This is a genomic window from Burkholderia cepacia GG4 (assembly GCF_000292915.1).
Classification (GTDB): Bacteria; Pseudomonadota; Gammaproteobacteria; order Burkholderiales; family Burkholderiaceae; genus Burkholderia; species Burkholderia cepacia_D.
On record NC_018514.1, the window covers coordinates 2,513,561 to 2,534,942 of the forward strand.

The window sequence follows — 21,382 nt, forward strand, 5'->3', positions numbered from 1 at the left end:
AACGCAGGAAGCAAAAAAAAGACAGGGTATTCCCCTGTCTCTTCCTGATTCACCGCTGTGCGGTTCGCGCGGCTATTTGCCCGCGGGCGCCGTCAGCGTGCCGTAGGCGATCGCGCGCGACGTCGCGGTGAAATATGCATCGAGCGCCTGCGTATGCCGCCCGGTGCCATACTGCATCGCAAAGCCGTCCGCAAGCGCGATCAGCATCGTCGCCGCGTGCCGGCTGTCGGCCGCGCTGAACGCCGGATTGACCGCGCGCAGCAGTTGCGCGAGGTCGCGCGTCAGCGTCGCGTACCACTCGTCATAGAGCTTGAAGCACTCGTCGTCGGTGGCCGCGAACGACAGGAAATGCCGGAACAGTGCGTTGTACTTGGCATCCTTCGCATCGGAGATCGAGCGCAGGATGATCTCTTCGAACACGTCGCGTGGCGACGCGTCGCTGCTGATCGCGCGCTTCATGTCTTCGAGATAGGTATCGATGACCGGCTCGATGACGGCCCGCAACACGGCGATCCGGGTCGGGAAGTAGTACTGCAGATTGCTGACGCTGATCCCGGCCGCAGCGGCGACCGCGCGCTGCGAGAATTCCAGCGGGCCGCCTTCCAGCAGCAGCTTGCGCGCAACGCGAATGATCGTGTTGCGCGTGCGCAGGCCTTGCGCCCGCAAACCGTCGGGGTTGCCCGCTGCTGCGGTAGCAGTCGAAGTGCGCCGCTTTCGGGTGCTGCGCTGCTCGTTGGACACTGTCATCGTGTTCGTCGTGAAGATGGCGTTCGGCTTCGTCGAATGGACGCTCCGTACCTTACGGAGCGCAAACGACTATACCCGATGCGAGCCTCATTTTCCATCGAGCCGCCCCTTCGCCGGGCGGTCCGGCCGGATCCGCGTTCCCGCGTCGCAACGAGCGTGTGCGGGGCTACATCGGGCGCACCTTGCGGTTCACGCGCTCGTCGAGCAGGTTCGCGACGCCGAGCATCGCGTTGACCGCACACCAGCGCAGCGGCTCCGGCGGCACCGACGGCGTCTTGTGGGTCAGCGTGTCGAGCAGCGGCGATTGCCCGTCGTGTATGCGCTCTGCCAGCACGCGCCCGATCAGCGACTGCGTGCCGACACCGTGCCCCGAGCAGCCGGCCGTGTAGAACACGTTGCGGTGCGCGCCGGCCGCGCCGACCACCGGCAACGCGTCGCCGGCGAACGAGATGTAGCCGCTCCAGCAGGCACGCACCGGCACGTTGCCCAGTTGCGGAAAGCGTGCGTGCAGCGTCTTCGCGAGCGAGCGATACGCGTCGTCGTCCGCCACGTTCGGCGTCTGCGAACCGTACACGTAGTGCAGCCGCTTGGTCGTCAGCAGCAGCGTGTTGCGCGCGGTGAGGCGATGGCTTTCCATCGTCAGGTGCGGCGTCACGATGCCCTCGCGGTTCGGCCAGCCCAGCGCATCGAGCTGCGCATCGGACAGCGGCTCGGTTTCGAGCGCCGACACGCGCAACGGCATCACCTTGTCGCCGAGCAGCCCGAGTTGCGGCGTGTACGCGTTGGTCGCGAGCACCAGAACCGGCGCGCTCGCGCTGCCGCGCGCGGTGCGCACGCGCACCGTCTCGCCTTCGTCGAAGCCGAGCAGCGCGGTGTTCTCATACAGCTTCACGCCGGCCGCGAGCGCCGCGCGCCGCAACCCCGTCACGTACTTGCCGGGATCGAGCGTGCCGCCGCCCGGCACGTACGCACCGAACAGGAAAGCCGGCGGAATGCCGCGCGCGCGCATCGCTGCGCCGTCGAGGAACTGCGCGGGCGAGCCGAGCGCGATGCCGGTTGCCATGCTCTCGCGCAAGCGCTTCTCCTGCGACGGATGCACGCCCGCGCGGATGATGCCCGACGCGCGGTAGTCGCAATCGATCGCGTAGTCGGCGAGCTTGCGTTCGACATAGGCGACGCCTTCGTCGTAGAAGCCGACGATCCGCTTCGCCTGCTCGTGCCCGACGCGCTTGACGAACAGTTCGTACTCGAGCCCCTGGCCGCCCGCGAGATAGCCGGCGTTGCGCCCGCTCGCGCCGAAGCCCGCGAACTCGCGCTCGAGCACGACGACGCTCGCGCCGCGCGAGGCCAGCTCCAGCGCCGTCGACAGGCCGGCGAAGCCGGCGCCGACTACGATCACGTCCGCGTGCACGTCGCCTTCGAGCGGCGGCTGCGCGTGATCCGGCGCTTCGATCCAGCCACCGATCGGACGATACTTCTGCAACGCGGCGTCCGCGCGGATTGCCTCGCCCCAGCGCGCGAGCGGGCCGGCCGCCTCCATCCCGGCCGCCTGCATCGACGCGGCCGCGCCGACGCCGCCCGCGGCGCGCTCCGCCGCCTGCCGTTCCGCCGGTCCTGTGTGTCCGGCCATCGTCACACCATATGCGTCGCCCATGTCCGCCTCCGTCAATCCCGGCTGAGAATGTGAATCGCCAGCGCCGCTTCCTCGATGCCCTGCAGGCCGCCGCCGTTTTCCTGGATCGCATGGCGCGCGCCCTGCACCTGGCGCGCACCGGCCTCGCCGCGCAGCTGCGTGACCAGTTCGTAAAGCTGCCCGATGCCGGTCGCGCCGAGCGGATGGCCCTTCGATTCGAGGCCCCCCGACGGGTTGATCGGAATCCGCCCGCCGAGCGTGAACTCGCCGCGCTCCGCGGCCGGGCCGCCTTCGCCGAGCGGCACGAAGCCGAGGTTCTCGGCCTGGATGATTTCGCCCATCGCCGACGCGTCGTGCACTTCGGCGACATCCATGTCCTCCGGCCCGACGCCGGCCTGCTCGTATGCCTGCAGCGCAGCGAGCCGGCCGATGTGCTTGTGCGGCTCGTCGATCCGGCGGCGCGTGAAACTGCGGATCACGCTCGCGGCGATCCGGATGCAGCGGCTGCGATCGGCGCCGATGCGGGCCAGCCCTTCCTCGGTACAGAGGATCGCCGCGGCCGCGCCGTCCGACAGCGGCGCGCACATCGGCAGCGTGATCGGATACGTGATCGGCGGCGCCGCCAGCACCTCGTCGATCGTGAACGGCTGGCGGAACTGCGAGTACGGGTTGTGCACCGAATGCGCGTGGTTCTTCGCGGACACGGCCGCGATCTGCCGCTGCGTCGTGCCGTACGTGCGCATGTGATGCCGGCACATCGCCGCGTAGATCTTCATGAAGCGGCTGTACGGCCGCTCGGATTCCGAGCCGGGCGGCGGCTCGATCCCTTCGCCGAGCCGCGCGAGCGTCGCGAAATTGTCGTCGACGCGCGCGACATCCCAGCCGGCCTCGAACAGCGCGAACGACTTCGCCTTGTCCGCGACGTTCATCTTTTCCGCGCCGAGCGCCAGCGCGACGTCGCACGCGCCCGCCTGCAGCTCGCGCACGGCCAGGTGCACGGCCGTGCTGCCGGACGCGCACGCATTCTCGACGTTGAACATCGGAATGCCGTCGAGGCCGATCTTGCTGAACACGACCTGGCCGGGGATCGACAGCTGCCCCTGCAGCGCACCGTTGGTGATGCCGGAGTAGAACGCCGCACGGATCGCATCGGCATGGCAGCCGGCGTCGCGCAACGCGCGCTGCAGTGCCTCGCGTGCGAGGTCCTCGACGCTGCGGTCGGGGTGCTTGCCAAACACGGTCATCGCAATGCCGGCGATGTAGATGTTTCTCATCGTCTGTAGTCCTTATCGATCAGGCTCAAATCCTGCGTTGCTGGCCTCGCCAGTACTGTTCGCGCAGGTCCTTCTTCAGCACCTTGCCGGCCGTGCTGCGCGGCAGCGCGGCGATGAAGTCCACGCTCTTCGGCGCCTTCACCGAGCCGAGCTGCGCCTTGCACAGCGCGATCAGCTCGTCGGCGCTCACCTGCTGGCCCGCATTGAGCTCGACGACGGCCTTCACGGCCTCGCCCCACTTGTCGTCTGGCACGCCGATCACCGCGCAGTCCTGCACCGCCGGATGCGCCCAGATCACCTGCTCGACTTCGCTCGGATAGACGTTGAAGCCGCCGCTGATGATCATGTCCTTCTTGCGGTCGGTGATGTGCAGGTAGCCGTCACGATCGAGATGGCCGATGTCGCCGGTGTGCAGCCCGCCGTCGACGATCGTCTCGGCCGTCTTGTCCGGCGCGCGGTAGTAGCCCTTCATCACGAGGTCGCCGCGCACGCAGATCTCGCCGGTCTCGCCCGGCTTCAGCACCTCGCCGTGCTCGTCGATGATCTCGACGCGCACCAGCGGGTTCGGACGGCCGACCGACGCCAGCCGTTCGTCAGGCGCCAGCGCGCCGTCGACGAAATGCTCGGCCGGCGTCAGGTACGAGATCGATGCGGGTGCTTCGGTCTGCCCATAGCCGCCCGTCATCACCGGGCCGAATACGTCGATCGCGCGCTTGAGCTTCTCGACCGACATCGGCGCGGCGCCGTACAGGAAGTAACGCAGCGACGAGAAGTCGACCTGGTCGATGCCGGGGATGTCGAGCAGCCGGTAGATCACGGTCGGCGGCAGGAAGAACTCGGTCACGCGATGTTTCACGATCGCGCCGAGCAGCAGCGCGGGGTCGGGCTTCGGCAGCACGACCACCGTGCCGCCGCGCGCGGTGCACGGCAACGACATCATCCCGGCGGTGTGCGTCATCGGCGCGGCGGCGAGATTGACCGGCCGCTCGGCCCCATACGACATCGCGATCATGAAGTTCGCGAAGTACGTCTGGAACGAGCGGTGCGTGTTCATCACGCCTTTCGGCAGGCCGGTCGTGCCGCCGGTGGCCGACACCGTGACGACGTCGTCCATCGCGCAATGGACGACCGGTGGCGTCGTCGGCTGCCCTTCGCTCCACGTCGCGAGCGACGGCGCCCACGGCAGGTCGGCGTCGATGCACACCCACAGCCGAACCTTCGGCAGGCTCGGCCGCAGCGCGTCGATCGCGTCCGCGAACGCGCGGTGGAAGAACAGCACCTCGCAGTCGAACGCGTCGAGCACGTACTGGTTCTCGGCCGGCGCGTTGCGGCCGTTGACCGGGATATATGCGAGCCCCGCGCGCCACATCCCGAGCGCGCAGCTCCAGCCCGTCACGTCGTTGTCCGCCCACACCGCCGCCTTCGCCTCCTTCGCGAAGCCGGCGGCGAGCAGCCCGTTCGCGATGCGGCACGACAGCTCGCCGATCTCCTGGAACGTGTAGCTGCGCTCGTCCTGGATATAGGCGATGCCGGCGGGATTGATGCGCCACCCGCGGTCGTAGAAATCGATAATGGCCATGTCACGTGTTCCGTTGAATGTGGTTCGGCAGGGCGGCAGCCGTCACAGTTGCGTGACCGTCGCGCGCGCGAGCCCGCGCTGTTCGAGGAAGCCGAGCAGGTAGCGATGGCCGAACGCCTTCGAGCCCGAGGCGAAGCCCGTGCGCGCGACGTCGCCGTCGAGCAGCTTGAGCACGCCCGCCGCGTGGATCGCGCCGGTCGAGATGTACGGCGTGATGCCGTGCACGGTCGCGCGCACCGACGCGAGCTGGCCGCGGCCGATCGCGAAGTCGACGCTGCGCTGGATCGTCGTGCGCTCGCGCGGCGGCATCGTCGGCGTGGTCGAATCGACGACCTGCTTGAGGATCGCGTCCTGCTGCTCGCGCGGCAGGTGCTTGTATTCGGCTTCCCATTTCTGCCCGAACTGGTGCACCAGCTTCATCACGTTGTTGTCGTAGAAGCCGACGCACGAGATGCAGCTGCGCACGCGCGCATCGCGTTCGAAATAGACGGGCAGCGACGTGCCGCCCCACGGCAGGCAGAACACCGGCTGCATGAGCTCGGGCGTCGCCACGGTGAACGACGCGTCCGCCGCGTGCGGCACGAGCGCCTTCTCCCACAGGTAGCAGGACTCGTGGCGTGCGCCGTCGAAGATCGTCGCGGTCGAACCGATGCTCACGCCGGCCGCGCCGCGCGGGCCGCGCGTCAGCGTGGCGGTCTCCAGCGCATCGATGCCCGGCGTTTCGAGCGCGAGTTCGGCGGCGATCTCGGCGAACGTGTACATGTACGCGTTCGACGACGACACCAGCAGGCCGGCCTGGCGGTACAGCTCGCCGAACTGGTCGCGCACCTCGCGGATATACGACTGCTCGCCGGTCGTATCGAGGTGATGGCAGCCGGCCTTCAGCGCGGCCTCGACGCCGACGAGCCCGAAGCTCGAGAACGGCCCGACGGTATTGCAGACCACCTTCGCGCCGCGAAACGCGTTCACGAGCGCATCGACGTCGTGTTCGGCCTCGATGATTTCGTATTGCGCCGATTCGAGGCGCACGACGCGCTGCGCCATCATGTCCTTCGTGCGGCCCGCGTTGCGCGCGACCGCGGTGAACGGGATGTTCTGGTCGATCAGCCAGTCCATGATCAACATGCCGGTGTAACCGCTGGCGCCATAAACGACGACGGGGTGCTTAGCCATGGTTGTCTCCTGAAACGTGAGTTGTTGAAAATCGGGTAGGACGAACGTCCGCTACTGCCGCTTCGCATTCGGGTGCTTCTTTGTAGAACACATTACCAATCTTAGGTCACTATGACAAAATTAACGGCGAAGAAAAAGGCAGGGTATTCCCGGTCCTGATGCGCCGTCCGCATCATCGGGCCGCGCCGCCCTCGCCACCCACACCGTCCGGCAACAAGCCAGCCAGATAGTGCGCAATCGCCCGTGTGTCGTCGCCGGACAGCGTCGCGGCCACGCCGTTCATCGCGCCGCTCGGATCGTGACGCTTGCCCGTCCGGAACGCCGCAAGTTGCGCCTCCAGGTAAAGCTGCCCCTGGCCCGCGAGGCGCGGCATGTGGTCCTGGCCCGTCAGCGCCGCGCCGTGGCACGCCCGGCAACTGCGGGCCTCGACCAGCGCCATCCCGCGCTGCGCGAGCGCCGTGTCGGCCGGCACCGCCTCGTTGCGCTCAGGCGCCTGCCGCGCGAAATAGGTCGCCAGCGCGTCGATCTTCGCGTCGTCGAGTTCGCGCGACAGCGGCCCCATGTACGCGTTGCGGCGCGCTTCGCTCGCGAATGCGCGCAGCTGCGCGGCGATGTAGGTCGCCGGCTGGCCCGACAGCGACGGATACCACGCGTTCCGCGACTGCCCGTGCGTGCCATGGCAGAAGAAGCAGGTCTCCTGCCGCTGCGGCCACGCGCCGCCGTTCGCCTTGTCCGCGTCGCCGATCGCGGTCATCGCCGTCTCGTAACGCATGCCGTCGACCAGGTCGGGGCCGTACAGCGTGCCGGCTGCCGCCATGCCCGCGATCACGAGCACGGCGCCGATCAACCAGGTTCGTTTCATTCATGCCTCCCCGGTGTGGCCGGCCAGCTTGCCGAGCGCCTGCAGTGCCGCGCGGTGCCCGGAACGCACCGCGCCGTCCATCGAGCCGGGCCACAGGTCGGCCGTCTCGGTGCCCGACCAGATCAGCCGGCCGGCCTCCGGGCGCAGGTATTTGCCCCATTTCGTCCAGAAGCCGGGCGGCAGCGGATGGATGCACTGCAGCGTCCACGGATCGACGCGGCCCCAGTCGTAGTCGTGGAACTGCGTCGGATGCAGCGCCTTGTCGCCGAGCGCGCGCGCGAACACGGTCGACAGCATCCGTTCGGCGGCCTTCGGTTCTGCCGGCAGCGCCCCCGGCGCGACGAACGCGGCGAGCACGCCGACCGAGCCGTCCGGCGGCGAGTTGTCGTACGCCATGAAAACCGGGCCGCCGACTTCGAAGATCTGCCCGTTGTAGCCGTCGTCGCGCCAGAACGGCCGCTCGTACACGTGCACCGTCTTGCGCATCGGCGCATTCGCGGGCCAGTTGCGCTGCAGTTGCGCGCGGCCGGCCGGCAGCGGCGGATCGAACACGATCTGCTCGCAGAGCGCCGGATTCAGCGCGACGATCACACGCCGCGCGCGGAGCACGCCGCGATCGGTCTGCACCTCGACGACGTCGCGATCCCAGCCCGAGATCCTGCGCACCGGGCAGGACAGCCGCACCCTCGTGCCGAGCTCGCTCGCCATCCGCAGGCTCAGCACCTGCGAGCCGCCGACGAAGCGCGTTTCCTGCGCGCCGCCCTTGGTCGACTCGAGCTTCGTGTAGTCGCAGTCGGCGCTGTTGATGATCGACAGGTAGTGCAGCAGCCCGAGCTGCGCCGGCGCGCCGCCGAGCGACAGCTTCGCTGCGAGGCCGAGGAAGTAGCCGTCCTCGTAGGTCACGCCCTGCCTGAGCAACCAGTCGCCGTAGCTCAGCTTGTCGAGCTCCGCCGCGTGCTGCGCGGTCCACGGCTCGCGCGACGGCACACCGCGCGCGAGCGCGCCGAGCTTCGCGCCGATCGCATCATCGCCGCCCGAGCCGCCGTGGAAATCCTGCGCGACGCGCGTGTCGCCGGCGAGCACGACCGTCTTGCCCGCGTAGAAGGTCGGGAACGTGTCGACGCCGAGTTCGCGCGCCAGATCGGCGATTGCCGTCTGGCCGGGTCCGATCCACTGGCCGCCGGCTTCGGAGACGACGCCGTGCCCGAGGTCGTGGTTGCAGGTCCGTCCGCCGACGCGGTCGCGCGCTTCGACGACGACGAACGCGTCGCACCCGGCGCGCTTCAGGTCGCGTGCGGCGGCAAGTCCGGCGAGCCCGGCGCCGATGATCACGACGTCGAGAACGCCGCTCGCGGCCATTGCCGGCGTCGCACCGTCAGCGAACGACACCTCTCCGGCCGCGAGCGACGCGGCGCCCACCGCCGCGAGACGCAGAATCTGGCGCCGGGTCTGCGCGTCCGGCTTGTGCTTGCGATTCATGTTCAGTGCTCCATCCTTTCTTGCTTGCTTGTCAGTCTGCGGATTCCTCTCACCGCGCAGCCAGCACGCCGTCCTGCGAAAACAGGATCGACTTGCCGCGCGCATCGATCAGCGCGGCGGTGAGCGTCGCGCGATCCGCGCGCTGCGCGACGTCGAACGGGCCGCCCGCGACGCGCTGCGCGAGCGTCAGCCCGTCGAGCCCGACGCCGACCAGCCCGCCGCCCGTCGCGACGAGATCGGTGATCGAACTGCGCGTACCGGGGTTCAACGCCGCCCACGTCGCGCCGCCGTCGCGGCTCTCGAACAGGCTGCCGAGCAACCCGCCGACCACGAGCCGGCCGTCCGGCAGCGCGACGCCCGACCACAACGTGCCTTTGCCGCCGGTCGGCAGGTAGGTCCAGTTCGCGCCGGCATCGGTCGACTTGAGCACCATCCCCTGTTCCGACACGACGTAGAGCGCGTGCGCGGCGTCGGTGAACACGTGGTACAGGTTGCGGTCGGCCTTGCCGCCGCCCGGCGGCTTCGGCAGCGTCGTGCGCGTCCACGTCCTGCCGCCGTCGTGCGTCTGCAGCATCAGCGACCACAGGCCGACGGCAATGCCGTCCTGCGCATTCGTGAACAGCACCGAGAACAGCGGCTGGTCGACCGCTGTGTCGAGCCGTTGCGTGACCCACGTGTCGCCGCCGTCGTCGGTCGCGAGAATCGCGCCCCACTGGCCGACCGCCCAGCCGTGCTTCGCATCCGCGAACCACACGGCCGACAGCGTCGCCGACACCGGCACGCGGCGCGCCTGGCGCCAGGTCTTGCCGTCGTCGTCGGACAGCAGCACGATCCCGTGCTCGCCGACCGCGACGATCCGCGACCCGGCGCGTGTCGCATCCGTCAGCATCATGTGGGTCGACGCGGCCCATGCGTGCGCGGGCTGCGTGGCCCAGGCCGCGACGGTTCCGTCCTGCGGTTGCGCGAAGGCCGTCGCGGCGGCGCAGAGCGCGGTACCGGCAACTAGCGTCTTGATCATGGTGAGTCTCCGAAGTGGTGTGCGCGGGCATCAGTGGTTGAACAGATCCGACCAGCCGGCATGCGCTACGCCAAGCGCAACGATCGGTGGCTTGTCGGCATCCGGCGCGGCCGCTGCCTGCCGCTCGGCGTTGCCGTCGTTCGACGACGGCGCGACACCCGGTGTGTCGACCACGGCGTTGCGCGCACTGACGCGTCTTGCATCGGTCGCGAACGCATGCGCCGACGCGGTCCGGTCCGCGACCGCTTGATGAAATCGCGGGCAGGCAACCGCCGCGATGCAAAGTGCGGCGCAAGCAGCTAGCGTCTTGACCATGACTGAATCTCCGTCAGGATGTTCGTCAGCTTCAATGGCTGAACAGGCCCGGGGCACGAGCAGGCTTGCGGCGCGGGAACCAGCGTTCGAGCAGCGACGCGAGCGCGGGCAGCGCGGTCATCGCCATCACGAGGTTCACGATGAACATGAACGCGAGCAGCTTGCCCATGTCGGCCTGGAACTTGAGTGCGGAGAAGCTCCACGTCGCGACGCCGATCGCCAGCGTGATCGCTGTGAAGATCGTCGCGACGCCCACTTCGAGCATCGCGTGCTGCACGGCCGTCACGATGTCCTGTCCGCCCGCGAGATGCACCTGCAGCCGGTTGTAGATATAGAACGCGTAGTCGACGCCGATCCCGACCGCCAGCACCATAACCGGCAACGTTGCGACGGTCAGGCCGATCTGCAGCGCCTTCATGAACCCGTAGCCGATGAAGGTCGCAACCGACAGCGGCACGCAGCATGCGAGCATCGCGCGCCAGTCGCGATACGCGAGGAATACGAGGATCAGGATCGCCGCGTACACGTAGAGCATCATCGGCAGCTCGCTCTTCGCGACCTCGTCGTTCGTGGCGGCCAGCACGCCCGCGTTGCCGGCCGCGAGCCGGACCGTGATGCCCGGGAACGGATGCGCCGCGCGGTATTGCTTCACGTCGTCGAGGATCCGGTTGATCGTGGTCGCCTTGTGGTCGGTCAGGAACAGGTGTACGGCCGTCATCCTGCAATCGCGGCTCATGAAACCCTTCACGCGCGACACGTCCACCGACACCGCGCCGTAGTTTTCGGCATCGATCGGCACGACGTTCATCTTCGGGTAATCCTCGTTGTAGCCCTGGTTGTAGGTGCGCAGCATCGACGAATACGACTGCACCGACACCACGCCCGGCTCGGTGCGCATCGCGGCCGAGAAGTCGTCCTGGTACAGGCCGACCGCCGGGTTGTCGCAGGCCTTGCCGCTCGATTCGAGCGCGACCGTGAGCCAGTCGAGGCCCATGTCGTAGTTGCCGGCGATCGACGTCGCATCGCGGTTGAAGCGCGCATCGGCGCGCAGCTCCGGCGCGCCCGGCTGCAGCGTGCCGATCACGCGATCGCGGCTTTGCCATGCGGCGAGCGCGAAGATCGCGACCGTCAGCGCCACGGTGAGCCCCGCGTACTTCGGCTCGGCCACCCGCGCGAGCACGCGCAGCGGCTTCGCGCGCTGCTGCGCGCGCTTCAGCGAGTTGTCCGCATAGGCTTTCGTGAATTTGAAGCAGGAGGCGGCCACCGGCAGCAGGATCAGGTTCGTGACGATCTTGTACGCGACGCCGAGCGACGCGGTGATCGCCAGCTCGCGCACCATCGGGATCGGAATCAGCAGCAGCGTGATGAACGACACGAACGCGGTGATCAGCGCGAGCACACCGGGGATCAACAGCCCGCGGAAACTGTGGCGTGCGGCGTCGTACGAGCTCTGCCCGTGCGCGATCTCCCGCACGATGAAGTTCACCTGCTGCACGCCGTGCGACACGCCGATCGCGAACACGAGGAACGGCACCAGCACCGCGAGCGGATCGAGGCCGAAGCCGAGCAGCGTCAGCGTGCCGAACTGCCATACGAGTGACGTCAGCGAACACGCGATCAGCAGCACCGTGAAGCGCACCGAATGGCAATACCAGTACACGGCGATCGTGGTCAGCAGCAGCGCGACCGCGCAGAAGCCGAGCACGGCCGTCGCGCCGTCGGCGATGTCGCCGATCTGCTTCGCGAAGCCGATGACCTGGATCTCGTAGCCGGCGTCCTCGAACGGCTTGCGGATCTTCTGTTCGAGCAGGTGGTTGAACGCGACGTAGTCGAGCACCTTGCCGGCGCTGTCGCGCTCGTTCAGCTCGGCCGTGATCATCGCGCTGTCTTCGTTATGCGACACGAGCGTGCCGACATAGCCGCCGAGCGTCGTTGCACGGCGCACGCGGGCGACGATATCCGGTGTCAGCTGGTCGGGGGTGATCGTGCCGGAAATGATCGGCTCCGCGCGAAAGCCTTCGTCGGTCACTTCGTTGACGAACGCGTTCGGCGTCCACAGCGAGCGCACGCCGATGCGGTCGACGTTCGGCAGATACGTGACGGCCTGCGTGACGTTGTACAGCCGCGTGAGCCCTTCCTTCGACCAGATCGACCCGTGCTTCGCCCGCACCACCACCGTGATCCGGTTCGCGCCGAGCAGGTCGTTGCGATATTGCTGGAACGTGCGGATGTACTCGTGCCCGATCGGCATCTGCTTTTCGAAGCCGGCATCCATGCGCAGCTGTACGGCGCACACGGCCATCGCGACGGTGAACAACGCGATCGCCGCGAGCACGAGTGCGCGATGACCGAAGAAGAGCCTCTCGAGGCGGCTGACCAGACGATTGAGCACGACATTACCCCTTCATGAATGGCAGCGGCGCTCGGCGCGCGCCGCCCGTAAGCGCATCACCCGTCAGAAATTCCGGGTGACGAACAGCCCGACGAAATTCCGGTCCGCATACGGCTGGCCCACCGTGTTGTGGCCGCCGAAGAACGCGGTAAAGTTGATGCCGGCCTGCCAGTTCGGCGGGTTCTGGTTGAACAGCACGTAGACGTTCACCGACTTCGCGCCCTGCAGGTAGTTCGCGGTGAAGGTCGGCGTGTAGCCGTACAGGCCGTCCGAGAACGTCACGCCCGGCGTGACCTGCCAGCCCGGGATCAGCGTGCCGTCATAGGTCCAGTTGAAGTCGATCGTCGCGCCGACCGAGCTCGCGGTGCCCTGGCCCATCCCGATCGGATAGCCGAGCCCCGAGCCGTTGTTCAACCAGGGCAGGTAGCCGGTCTGCGGCACCTGCGTGACGGTCTGCCCGTCGATCGTGCGCGTGACGCCGCTCGAGCTCAGCCCCGGGTAGTAGATCCACGTGAGTTCCCACGTGAGTGCGGCCGAATCGGCGCCGAGCCATTTCAGGAACGGATACTCGCTGCGCGTGAGCGCCAGCAGCCCGTTCAGGTCGTACTGGAACTTCTTCTTGTCGACCCATTGCTGGCAATTGATGCCCGCCACACCGTTCGTGTTCAGGTCGAGCGGGCCGCCCGCACCGTAGCAGCTCGACAGCGCGACCGCGTCGCGCGGCCGGTACGACAGTTCGGTGCCGATCGCCCATGGCCCCAGCCCGAAGTTCGCGCTGACGCCGAACAACTGGCGCCGGCCGAGATACGACCATTGTTCGGTGCCGTTCGCGAGCGACGCGAGCACCGGCGACTTGTCCGTGTAGTTCAGGTAGTAGAACGCGAAGTTCGCGTCGAACGAGCGCGGCGAATAGTTGAACTTCACGCCGAACTGCGGCCGGTACTTCGCCGGCAGGTTCGTGACCGACGGCAGGCCGATGCTGTTGAACGGCGGCCCCGCGTAGGCGCCGTTCACGAGCCCGTTCTTGATCGCATCCAGCGTGCCCTGGTTGCCCGCGGCCGCCCCGCCGCCGATCGCGTTCGCGATCGTGCCCGCGCTCGGGCCAGCCACGTTCAGGTTAGTCGTGTTGAGCGTGAACGGTTCGGCGCCGCGGCCGAAGCCGTTCGTCACCGACCAGTACGAGCCGACCGGCGGGTAGCGGTTGCCGTTCCACTGGAACTGGTAATAGCCCTCGGTGCTGAACCCGTGCGACAGGTCGGCGGCAAAGCTCACCATCGGCGCGGGCAGCAGCGCCTGCTTGAGCTGCGAGCCGGGAATCAGCAGCTTCTGCACGTCGAGCGAGTTGGTCGCGTTGATCCCGCTCTGCGCGAACATGCTCTCGCCCCAGTTGATCACTTGGTTGCCGAGCCGCACGTGCGCGTTGCGTCCAGCGATCGTGAAATCCTTTTGCGCCCACAGGTCGAGCAGCTGCGCGTTGTAGACCACCTGCGCGGAAGCGGTGCTCGACAGCGGCGTTCTCGCCGTATTCCCGGCGAGGAAATCGTACATGCCGGTGCCGCGTACCATGAACTTCAGCCCTTCGCTCGGCATCTTCAGCAGCAGTTCGCTGGTCGCGCTGATGTAGGTGCTGAACGGCTGGCCCTTGCGGTAGTTCAGGTCGCCGTTGTCCGCATAGCCCCATTGATTGGTATTCGCGGCCGCGCCGCAGCCGTATGCGTTCGGGTCGCCGGTCAGCGAGCAGCTCGGGCTCTTGGTCCGGATCCCCGCGCCCGCCGTCAGGTTCGTCACCCACGAACCCTGCAGGTCGTTGATGCCCGTCGTGAAGTCGTAAGCGTATGCGCTCGACGTCGCGACACCCGCGAGCGCGATCGATACCGTAGTATTCCTGATCAACCTTGCCGATTCCATGATCCGTCCCCTCCCCTGTCCAACGCCGGCGCGCGGTCGTTGCGCGCGCCGGTCCCCTTGTGCGTCAGCCGATGGCCGTCAACGTTCGCTCACCGAGCGCAGCGATTCCGCCGTGTAGAAATCCTGCTTGAAGCGCGGGTCGTCGGCCTGCTCGAGCCAGCGGACGTCCTTGCCCTGCCCGATCGACGTTGCGTCGAGCACGTAGCGGCCGTTGTTCATGTCGTACTGCGCGAGCGGCTCGTTGTCGCAGGTACCGCCGAGCTCCCACACGGGGATCGGATAGCTCTCCCGCACCTTCCACAGCTTGCCTTGCGCGTCGTAGTCCTCGCCGACCAGCGCGAGCCAGCTGTCCTCGTCGAGATAGAAGGTCTTCTTCGACGCGACGTGCCGCGCGCTCGGCTTCAGCGTCGCCTCGACCACCCACACGCGGTGCGCCTCGTAACGCCGGCTCGTGGGCGCGATGCCGTCCGGCGTCGCGACGTCGTGCAGCTTGCTCTTGAACTTGTACATGCCGAACGCGTTGTACGGCACGATCATTTCCTTCTTGCCGACCAGCTTCCAGTTGAAGCGGTCGAGCGAGCCGTTGACCATGTTGCCTTCGTCGATCAGGTACTGGTTCTCGAAGCCGATCAGCGGCGCGTCGTGCGTATAGGCCGGCATGCGCCGCACGCGGCGCTGGCCGGGAAAGTAGTAGTACGTCTCCGATGCCTTGTCGAAGTACTGGCGCTGCACGAACGCCTGGCCGGCCAGCGCGGCGGGCGAATTCATCTGGAAGTACACGGCCGCGCTCAACTGGTCGACGTCCTGCGGAGAACGCTTGCCGAGCTTGCCGGACGGGAAGTAGTAGGTCTGTGGGCCGACCGCATCGATCCATTCGCTGCCGCCCGGACGCGGCGACACGGTCGTCGCCATCTGCGCCCAGTCGACGCCTTCGCCGCGATAGCGCATCTCGTAGTTGAGGATCGCCTCGATACCGCTCTTCGGTTGCGGGAACGGCACGCCCGGCAGCACGGCCGAGGCGAGCGTGTCGCCGGCCGCGCCGAGCTTCGCGGCCGTCAGGTTCGCCTTCGAGTTCTGCTCGACGGCATCCGGCAGCTGGCATTCGCGATGCGCCGGATAGACGTCCATCCGGTAGCCCTTCTTCTGCTTGATCAGCGCGACCTGCCCGGGCGACAGCTTGTCCGCGTACTTGTCGACGTTCGCCGCATCGATCGAATACAGCGGCTTCTCGTTGCGGTGCTTCCAGAAATCGGCGCGCACCTTGCCCCATTCCCAGCCCGCGTCGGGCGATTGCTTGCCGGCGTAGGCCGGCACCGAGCCGTCCTTGCTCGCCGCGCGATCGGCGCCGGCCGGCGTCAGGTCGTCCGCCGCGACCGCCGTGCCGATCGCGAGACATGCAGCGCCCGCAAGTGCGGACACGGCCCAGAATCGATGCTTGCTCATCATGGTTCTCCTTCCCACTGCACGTGCGCTCGCCCATCATGGGCAACACGCATTCACTCCGTCCGCTTTCGTCGTCCGACGATCGCGTCGCTCCCTGATGGCGGCCGCCCGAGATGACGACCGGCCGCCTGCCTGTTTCGATACTTTTTCGTCATTCCTTCAGGACTGCGATACATGAAGAACGCTCGCCGGAACGGAATGACGTGCCGCCGCCCGGATCAGTCCTTGCCCGACCCGGCCACCGCGACCGCGCGCACCTCGACGCACAGCCCCGGCAGCGCCAGTTGCGAGACGCCGACCGCCGTCCACGACGGGTAGCGGTTCGGGAAATACACGTCCTTGACCGCCGCGAAACCCTGGGTTTCCTGCTGAAGATCCGTGTGGAAGGTCGTCAGTTCGACGACGTCGGCGAGGCTCGCGCCAGCCGCCTCGAGGATCATCTTCACGCTTTCGAACGCGATCCGCGCCTGCGCCTCGACGCCGTCGGCCGGCTGCATCTGCGCGTCGAGCCCGACCTGGCCCGACACCCAGATCGTGTCGCCGACGCGGGTGGCCGGTGAGAAGTGGTACGCGTCGTACCACGGCTGGAACGGAGGCGGAACGATCGATTGCCGCTTGGGGGTGGCTGACATAACGAAAAACTCCTGGTTCAAACGAGTTGACGGAAACACGGTGCACGGAACGGGTCGCCGGCCTTCAGCGCGGCGAGTTCCTCGACGAACAGCACGCCGGCCGGCGTGAATCCCGAGCGGCTTTCATCGGGCAGCGGGCTGAACACCGCGTCGTCGCCGAAGAAGCGCAGCACGAGCGTGTGGCGGTCGGGGAACGCCGCGTCGACCGCGCCGCCGCCGTGCAGCACGCCCGGATGGAGCAGCAGCACGTCGCCCGGCTTCGTTTCCCACGACACGATGTCGTACGCGTCGGGCGCCGCGCGGCGCTCCGCTTCGATGTTCGGCAGACGCGGCCACACGTCGCCACCGTGCAGCGGGTCGGTCGGATCCTCGGCGTTCTGGAACGTGGTGCCGTCGTGGCGCACGCCGTGATGCGAGCCGCGCACGATCTCCAGCGCGTTGCGCTTCGGCACGTGCTCGAAGCTGATCCACGCATTGCCGAAGTGCATGCCTTGCCACGGCAGGTACGACGTGTCCTGGTGCCACGGCGAGCGCGCGCTCTTGCCGCCGGCCTTCATGAACAGCTCCTCGGCGAAGTACCACACGTGCTTCGACCCCCACAGATCGGCGAACAGCTTGCCGAACGGCAGCGTGTCGACGAGTTCGTCGAGCCGTGCCTTCGCGTACGGGTTCGCGTTGTCGTTGTGCGACTGGTATTCGGTGCCGTCGAGCAGCGCCGACGCCATCGGACCCGGGTTCTCCATCCCCCAGTCGAACACCGCGCGGCATTGCGCGAGCTGGGCTTCGTCGAGTGCGCCTTCGACGAGAACCGCGCCGTCCTCGAAGAAAGCCTTGCGCGTAAGTGCATCCATCGTAGATCTCCTGATTCGTCCAACCACTGCCGGCCTGCGATCGCTCACTGCCGACGCCTTCAGTAGAACATGGTGACAATGTTAGGTCATAATGACAAAAATAGAGAAAAGAAAAAGACGGGGTATTCCCTGTTTCGTCTGCCGGTTCGAATCTGCATCGCAGCGGTTTGCCGGCCCGCCATGACAACCCGCTTTCAGCCTTCATACAATCTCGCGACGAAGCCCGGCCACGGCTTCGCCGTTACGTCATCCGCGCACGCGGTCGAACACCGTATGCGTGAGGAAGCCGACCAGCACCGCATCGGCCAGCGTGTCGGCGGTGCTGCGCGCGTCGGCCGCGCAGCACGACTGCACGCCGTCGCTCAGCGCGGTCAGGCCGAGCGCCAGCACGTGCGCGGGCAACGGCAGCGACACGCCGGCGCGCGCCGCGAACGTGTCGATGCACGCGGTCGCGAGCGCCTGCCGCTCGCGCAGGAACGGGCCGAACTGCGCGCGGAACCGCGGGTCGCGCGCCGCCTGCAACTGCGCTTCCAGCCACATCAGCCGCGACGCATGCCGCGCGGCACCTCGCCGCCAGTACGCGAGCAGCGCGCGCTGTGCGTCCTCGGCCGAACCGGGCGGCATGCCGACGATTCGTTGCAGCGCCGTCGCAGCATCGTCGTGATCGCGCCGCAGCAGTTCGAACAGCATCTCCGTCTTGCTGCGGAAGTTCGAATAGAACGCCCCGCGCGTATACCCGGCCGCCGCCGCGATATCCTCGACGCTCGCGGCCGCGTAGCCCTTCTCCGCGAAAATCGCGCACGCGGCACCGAGCAGGCGTTCGCGCGTCGCATCGCGCCGCTGCACGCGGGTCAGGCGGACCGCGTCCATCCGCGCTCTCCTCGATCGCCACGGCCGGACCGGTACACGGTGCGAATCGTCACCATTTCTTCAGTAGAACTACTCACTTCGGATATGACAATACGTTCGCATTCACCTTGCTGCGTCCGGCATCGCGTTCCAGCGCACAATACGCGTAATAGAGCGTGACGGTCAGGTACGACCAGGTCAGCAGCGCCAGTACGTAGAAATTGAACACGACGTTGGTTTCCTCGCCCGGGATCTTGTAGAAGTCGTAGATGCACGCGATCGCCTGCGAAGCAACGAGCGCGATCGTCGTCGTCAGCGCATGGAACACGTGGCCGGCACGCACGAGCCGCAACACGAAACCGGCGAGGTAGATCGACATCAGCGTCCACATCGTCACGTAGAAGTACGGCAACGCGTGCTGCAACGCGCCAGCCACGAGCGCGATCGTCCCGAGCGTCGCGAGCACGAACAGCGTCACGTCCTGCCGCAACGAGGGCCGGTAGCCGTGCGTGATGGCCATCAGGCCGGCAACCGCGATCACCGGCATCCCGAATCCGCGCGAGAACGCATCGAGAAAGTGCGAAATGACGTATGAGACCGGCGATTCGGTCGCGAAGAAGATCACTGCATTGGACGCGGAGATGGTCACGATCCACCACTCGAAGCCGAGCAGGAAGTTGCGCTTGCGGACGAACTTGAAGCCGTACACGCCGGTCGCCGCCGCAAGCGTCGCGCTGGAAAGACTAAGAACGAGTGATCTGTAATCCATGGTTCGAACTCCCGAGGTCGATTGCTGCCGTTGATTCACTGCTTGACGGGGCTGAGGCTCGCGAGATAAGTCGCGACCGCTGCCCGATCGTCCGCCGACATCGCCTGCGCGATGCGCTGCATCGTGCCGGTGGCCTCGCTGCGGGTGCCATTCGCGAATGCGTCGAGTTGTGCGCGCAGGTAGCCGTAGCCCTGGCCGGCGAGCCGCGGAAACTGCGCCTGGCCGGTCAGCTGTGCGCCGTGGCAAGCGACGCACGCGCCGCCCGTCACCCGTTGCTCGCCCTTCGCACGCAGCCGCGCATCCGGCTTGAAATAGCGGTTGTCCAGCGCTGCCTGCTTCGCGTAGTAGTCGGCCACGCGCGCGATCTCGGCTTCGCTCATCGTCATCGCGAGCGGACCCATCGTCGGGTTCGCGCGCTGTCCGCTCGCGAACGCGCGAAGCTGCGCGGCCACGTAGTGCGCCGGCTGGCCGGCGAGGCTCGGATAAGCGTCGTTCAGCGACGTGCCCTTCACGCCGTGGCAGCCCATGCACACGTCGGTGGTGCGCGGCCACGGGCCGCCGTCGGCGTCGTCGGCCTGCGCCGTCGCATCGATATGGCGCTGCAGGCGATAGAAGCCGAACAGCGTGGGGCCGTAGACGGCCAGTAGCGCGCCGGCAACCACGAGCGCGGCGAGCAGCAGCATGCGTTTCTTCATCTCGAGTCTCCTACGCGCGACGCAGTGCATTGAGCGCCTGAAGCGCGGCCTGGTGACCCGAGCGAACGGCACCGTCCATGTAGCCGGCCCAGATGTTCGCGGTCTCGGTGCCCGACCAGATCAGGTTGCCGCACGGCGCGCGCAGCGCGTCGCCATGCGCGGTCCAGAAGCCCGGCGGAATCGCCGACACACACGTAATCGTCCACGGGTCGGCCAGCCCCCAGTCGCGATCGTGGTATGACACCGGCGCACGCGCGTCGTCGCCCCACGCCTGCGCATAGAGGTCCATGTGCATCTGCTTTGCGGCCTGCGGGTCCGACGGCACCAGCGCATTGCGCACGAACGCGTTGATCACGCCGATCTCGCCGCCCGGCGGCGAGTTGTCGTAAGCCCAGAAGATCGGCCCGTCGGTCTGGAAGATGTGGCCGTTCAGCCCCTTGTCGCGCCAGAACGGGCGGCGATAGACCATCGCCGTCTTGCGCGCCGGCGAATGCGCGGGCCAGGCGCGCTGCAGCGCATGGCGCTGGTCCGGCAGCGGCGGATCGAACTGCACCTGGTGGCACAGCGACGGATGCAGCGCCATCACGACCTTGCGCGTGCGCACCGTGCCGCGATCGGTCTGCAACGTGACGACGTCGCGATCCCAGCCGACGATCCGGCGCACCGGCGACGAGAGCCGCACCTTGCCGCCGAGCTGTTGCGCCATCCGGATGCTGAGGATCTGCGAACCGCCGACGAAGCGTGTTTCCTGCGCGCTGTGCTTGATCGAGTCGAGCTGCGCGTAATCGCAATCGGCGGAATTGATCATCGACAGGAAATGGAGCAGCCCCATCTTCGCCGGCGCACAGCCGCCCGACAGTGAGACCGACGCGTTCCAGCCCATCCGGTCCTCCGGCTTGATGCCTTGCTGCGCGAGCCAGTCGCCGACCGACAGCCGGTCGAGTTCGGCCGCCTTCGGCGACGTCCACGGCGCGCCCGACGGCACGTCGCGCGACAGCCGGCTCAGCTTCGCGGCGACCGCCTCGTCGGTACCGAACGTGCCTTCCAGGTCGATCTCGGCGCGGCCGTCGCCGCCGAGGATGACCGTCTTGCCCGCGTAGTAGCTCGGAAACGTACCGACTTCCAGTTCACGGGCGAGATCCGCAACGGCCGTCTGGCCCGGGCCGATCCACTGGCCGCCGACTTCCGACACATGGCCACCGCCGATGTCGAAGTTGAGCGTGCGGCCGCCGACGCGATCACGCGCCTCGAGCACGACGAAGGATTCGCAGCCCGCGTAGCGCAGGTCGCGCGCGGCCGTCAGGCCGGCGAGCCCCGCGCCGACGATCGCGACGTCGAGCACATCGCCGTCGCTGCCGGCGACCGGCGCCGTATCGGCGCTGGCGCGTGCCGCGCCGAGCGCCAGGCCGCCGGCCGCGACGGACGCGCCGGCGATCTTGAGCCACTGCCTGCGCTGCGGGTCGGCCGCCCCGCTGGAGGATGACTTGCTGGACATGATGGTTGGGTTCCTGCCTGCAAATGGCGCGAACGACCACGTGCCCGGCGGCACGCAAACTTCGTTCGCGCGAAATCCGACGACTGAATGCGCGCCGAGGCCGCTTCGTACGCCTGCCTCGCCGCGTGCCGAATGTCCCCGTCACGATCAGGATTCGTCGGCCCGCTTAATTAGTACATGTTGCAAAAGATAGGTCATGATACATAAAACAGGATCGAAAAAAAAGACAGGGTATTCCCCTGTCGTGCGATCGATGGCGGCCGTCCTG

At 67.5% G+C, this 21,382-nt stretch carries 18 protein-coding genes; all 18 read right to left on the bottom strand.

The window, feature by feature from the left end; all coding sequences use genetic code 11:
• Positions 1-72: 72 nt before the first annotated feature.
• The 18 genes from GEM_RS26955 to GEM_RS27040 all read right to left on the bottom strand — a co-directional run bounded on the left by GEM_RS26955 (position 73) and on the right by GEM_RS27040 (position 21,114).
• On the bottom strand, positions 73-747 hold the full coding sequence (locus GEM_RS26955; RefSeq protein ID WP_014900594.1) for a TetR/AcrR family transcriptional regulator: 675 nt from the start codon (positions 745-747) through the stop codon (positions 73-75).
• 166 nt (positions 748-913) lie between these two features.
• Positions 914-2,401 (bottom strand): NAD(P)/FAD-dependent oxidoreductase, encoded by a 1,488-nt coding sequence (locus tag GEM_RS26960; RefSeq protein WP_014900595.1) that lies wholly within the window; start codon positions 2,399-2,401, stop codon positions 914-916.
• Positions 2,402-2,412: 11 nt separating this feature from the next.
• A complete protein-coding gene (locus tag GEM_RS26965) occupies positions 2,413-3,654 on the bottom strand; it encodes a thiolase family protein (protein ID WP_014900596.1) in 1,242 nt (413 codons plus the stop codon).
• Between the two features lie 25 nt (positions 3,655-3,679).
• A complete protein-coding gene (locus tag GEM_RS26970; RefSeq protein WP_014900597.1) occupies positions 3,680-5,233 on the bottom strand; it encodes an AMP-binding protein in 1,554 nt (517 codons plus the stop codon).
• 42 nt (positions 5,234-5,275) lie between these two features.
• A complete protein-coding gene (locus GEM_RS26975) occupies positions 5,276-6,406 on the bottom strand; it encodes a saccharopine dehydrogenase family protein (protein ID WP_014900598.1) in 1,131 nt (376 codons plus the stop codon).
• 172 nt (positions 6,407-6,578) lie between these two features.
• Complete coding sequence (locus tag GEM_RS26980) at positions 6,579-7,268, bottom strand: c-type cytochrome (protein ID WP_014900599.1); 690 nt, start codon at positions 7,266-7,268, stop codon at positions 6,579-6,581.
• The gene (locus GEM_RS26985) at positions 7,269-8,747 is read right to left on the bottom strand and encodes a flavin monoamine oxidase family protein (RefSeq protein WP_014900600.1); all 1,479 of its coding nucleotides are present in this window, start codon (positions 8,745-8,747) and stop codon (positions 7,269-7,271) included. It lies immediately after the preceding gene.
• A 49-nt stretch (positions 8,748-8,796) separates the two neighbouring features.
• Positions 8,797-9,765: a WD40/YVTN/BNR-like repeat-containing protein gene (locus tag GEM_RS26990; RefSeq protein ID WP_014900601.1), complete on the bottom strand. Its 969-nt coding sequence runs from the start codon at positions 9,763-9,765 to the stop codon at positions 8,797-8,799.
• A 30-nt stretch (positions 9,766-9,795) separates the two neighbouring features.
• Complete coding sequence (locus GEM_RS26995; protein WP_014900602.1) at positions 9,796-10,080, bottom strand: hypothetical protein; 285 nt, start codon at positions 10,078-10,080, stop codon at positions 9,796-9,798.
• Between the two features lie 31 nt (positions 10,081-10,111).
• Positions 10,112-12,472 (bottom strand): efflux RND transporter permease subunit, encoded by a 2,361-nt coding sequence (locus GEM_RS27000; protein ID WP_014900603.1) that lies wholly within the window; start codon positions 12,470-12,472, stop codon positions 10,112-10,114.
• 63 nt (positions 12,473-12,535) lie between these two features.
• On the bottom strand, positions 12,536-14,380 hold the full coding sequence (locus tag GEM_RS27005; protein WP_014900604.1) for a DUF1302 domain-containing protein: 1,845 nt from the start codon (positions 14,378-14,380) through the stop codon (positions 12,536-12,538).
• 78 nt (positions 14,381-14,458) lie between these two features.
• Complete coding sequence (locus tag GEM_RS27010) at positions 14,459-15,826, bottom strand: DUF1329 domain-containing protein (RefSeq protein ID WP_041490849.1); 1,368 nt, start codon at positions 15,824-15,826, stop codon at positions 14,459-14,461.
• A 215-nt stretch (positions 15,827-16,041) separates the two neighbouring features.
• Positions 16,042-16,455, bottom strand: coding sequence for a RidA family protein (locus GEM_RS27015; RefSeq protein ID WP_014900606.1), 414 nt, complete (start codon positions 16,453-16,455; stop codon positions 16,042-16,044).
• 17 nt (positions 16,456-16,472) lie between these two features.
• Positions 16,473-17,306: a phytanoyl-CoA dioxygenase family protein gene (locus GEM_RS27020; RefSeq protein WP_014900607.1), complete on the bottom strand. Its 834-nt coding sequence runs from the start codon at positions 17,304-17,306 to the stop codon at positions 16,473-16,475.
• Positions 17,307-17,552: 246 nt separating this feature from the next.
• Positions 17,553-18,176 (bottom strand): TetR/AcrR family transcriptional regulator, encoded by a 624-nt coding sequence (locus GEM_RS27025; RefSeq protein ID WP_014900608.1) that lies wholly within the window; start codon positions 18,174-18,176, stop codon positions 17,553-17,555.
• A 73-nt stretch (positions 18,177-18,249) separates the two neighbouring features.
• Complete coding sequence (locus GEM_RS27030; protein ID WP_014900609.1) at positions 18,250-18,924, bottom strand: hypothetical protein; 675 nt, start codon at positions 18,922-18,924, stop codon at positions 18,250-18,252.
• Positions 18,925-18,959: 35 nt separating this feature from the next.
• A complete protein-coding gene (locus GEM_RS27035) occupies positions 18,960-19,619 on the bottom strand; it encodes a c-type cytochrome (protein ID WP_014900610.1) in 660 nt (219 codons plus the stop codon).
• Positions 19,620-19,629: 10 nt separating this feature from the next.
• Positions 19,630-21,114 (bottom strand): flavin monoamine oxidase family protein, encoded by a 1,485-nt coding sequence (locus GEM_RS27040; protein WP_014900611.1) that lies wholly within the window; start codon positions 21,112-21,114, stop codon positions 19,630-19,632.
• Positions 21,115-21,382: the final 268 nt, after the last annotated feature.

Coding starts and splice junctions, on each gene's coding strand:
- GEM_RS27025 (WP_014900608.1), bottom strand. CDS start 18,176: ATGGACGCGGTCCGCCTGACCCGCGTGCAGCGGCGCGATGCGACGCGC.
- GEM_RS26965 (WP_014900596.1), bottom strand. CDS start 3,654: ATGAGAAACATCTACATCGCCGGCATTGCGATGACCGTGTTTGGCAAG.
- GEM_RS26985 (WP_014900600.1), bottom strand. CDS start 8,747: ATGAATCGCAAGCACAAGCCGGACGCGCAGACCCGGCGCCAGATTCTG.
- GEM_RS26970 (WP_014900597.1), bottom strand. CDS start 5,233: ATGGCCATTATCGATTTCTACGACCGCGGGTGGCGCATCAATCCCGCC.
- GEM_RS27030 (WP_014900609.1), bottom strand. CDS start 18,924: ATGGATTACAGATCACTCGTTCTTAGTCTTTCCAGCGCGACGCTTGCG.
- GEM_RS26980 (WP_014900599.1), bottom strand. CDS start 7,268: ATGAAACGAACCTGGTTGATCGGCGCCGTGCTCGTGATCGCGGGCATG.
- GEM_RS27040 (WP_014900611.1), bottom strand. CDS start 21,114: ATGTCCAGCAAGTCATCCTCCAGCGGGGCGGCCGACCCGCAGCGCAGG.
- GEM_RS27020 (WP_014900607.1), bottom strand. CDS start 17,306: ATGGATGCACTTACGCGCAAGGCTTTCTTCGAGGACGGCGCGGTTCTC.
- GEM_RS26960 (WP_014900595.1), bottom strand. CDS start 2,401: ATGGGCGACGCATATGGTGTGACGATGGCCGGACACACAGGACCGGCG.
- GEM_RS26975 (WP_014900598.1), bottom strand. CDS start 6,406: ATGGCTAAGCACCCCGTCGTCGTTTATGGCGCCAGCGGTTACACCGGC.
- GEM_RS27005 (WP_014900604.1), bottom strand. CDS start 14,380: ATGGAATCGGCAAGGTTGATCAGGAATACTACGGTATCGATCGCGCTC.
- GEM_RS26990 (WP_014900601.1), bottom strand. CDS start 9,765: ATGATCAAGACGCTAGTTGCCGGTACCGCGCTCTGCGCCGCCGCGACG.
- GEM_RS27015 (WP_014900606.1), bottom strand. CDS start 16,455: ATGTCAGCCACCCCCAAGCGGCAATCGATCGTTCCGCCTCCGTTCCAG.
- GEM_RS27010 (WP_041490849.1), bottom strand. CDS start 15,826: ATGATGAGCAAGCATCGATTCTGGGCCGTGTCCGCACTTGCGGGCGCT.
- GEM_RS27035 (WP_014900610.1), bottom strand. CDS start 19,619: ATGAAGAAACGCATGCTGCTGCTCGCCGCGCTCGTGGTTGCCGGCGCG.
- GEM_RS26995 (WP_014900602.1), bottom strand. CDS start 10,080: ATGGTCAAGACGCTAGCTGCTTGCGCCGCACTTTGCATCGCGGCGGTT.
- GEM_RS26955 (WP_014900594.1), bottom strand. CDS start 747: ATGACAGTGTCCAACGAGCAGCGCAGCACCCGAAAGCGGCGCACTTCG.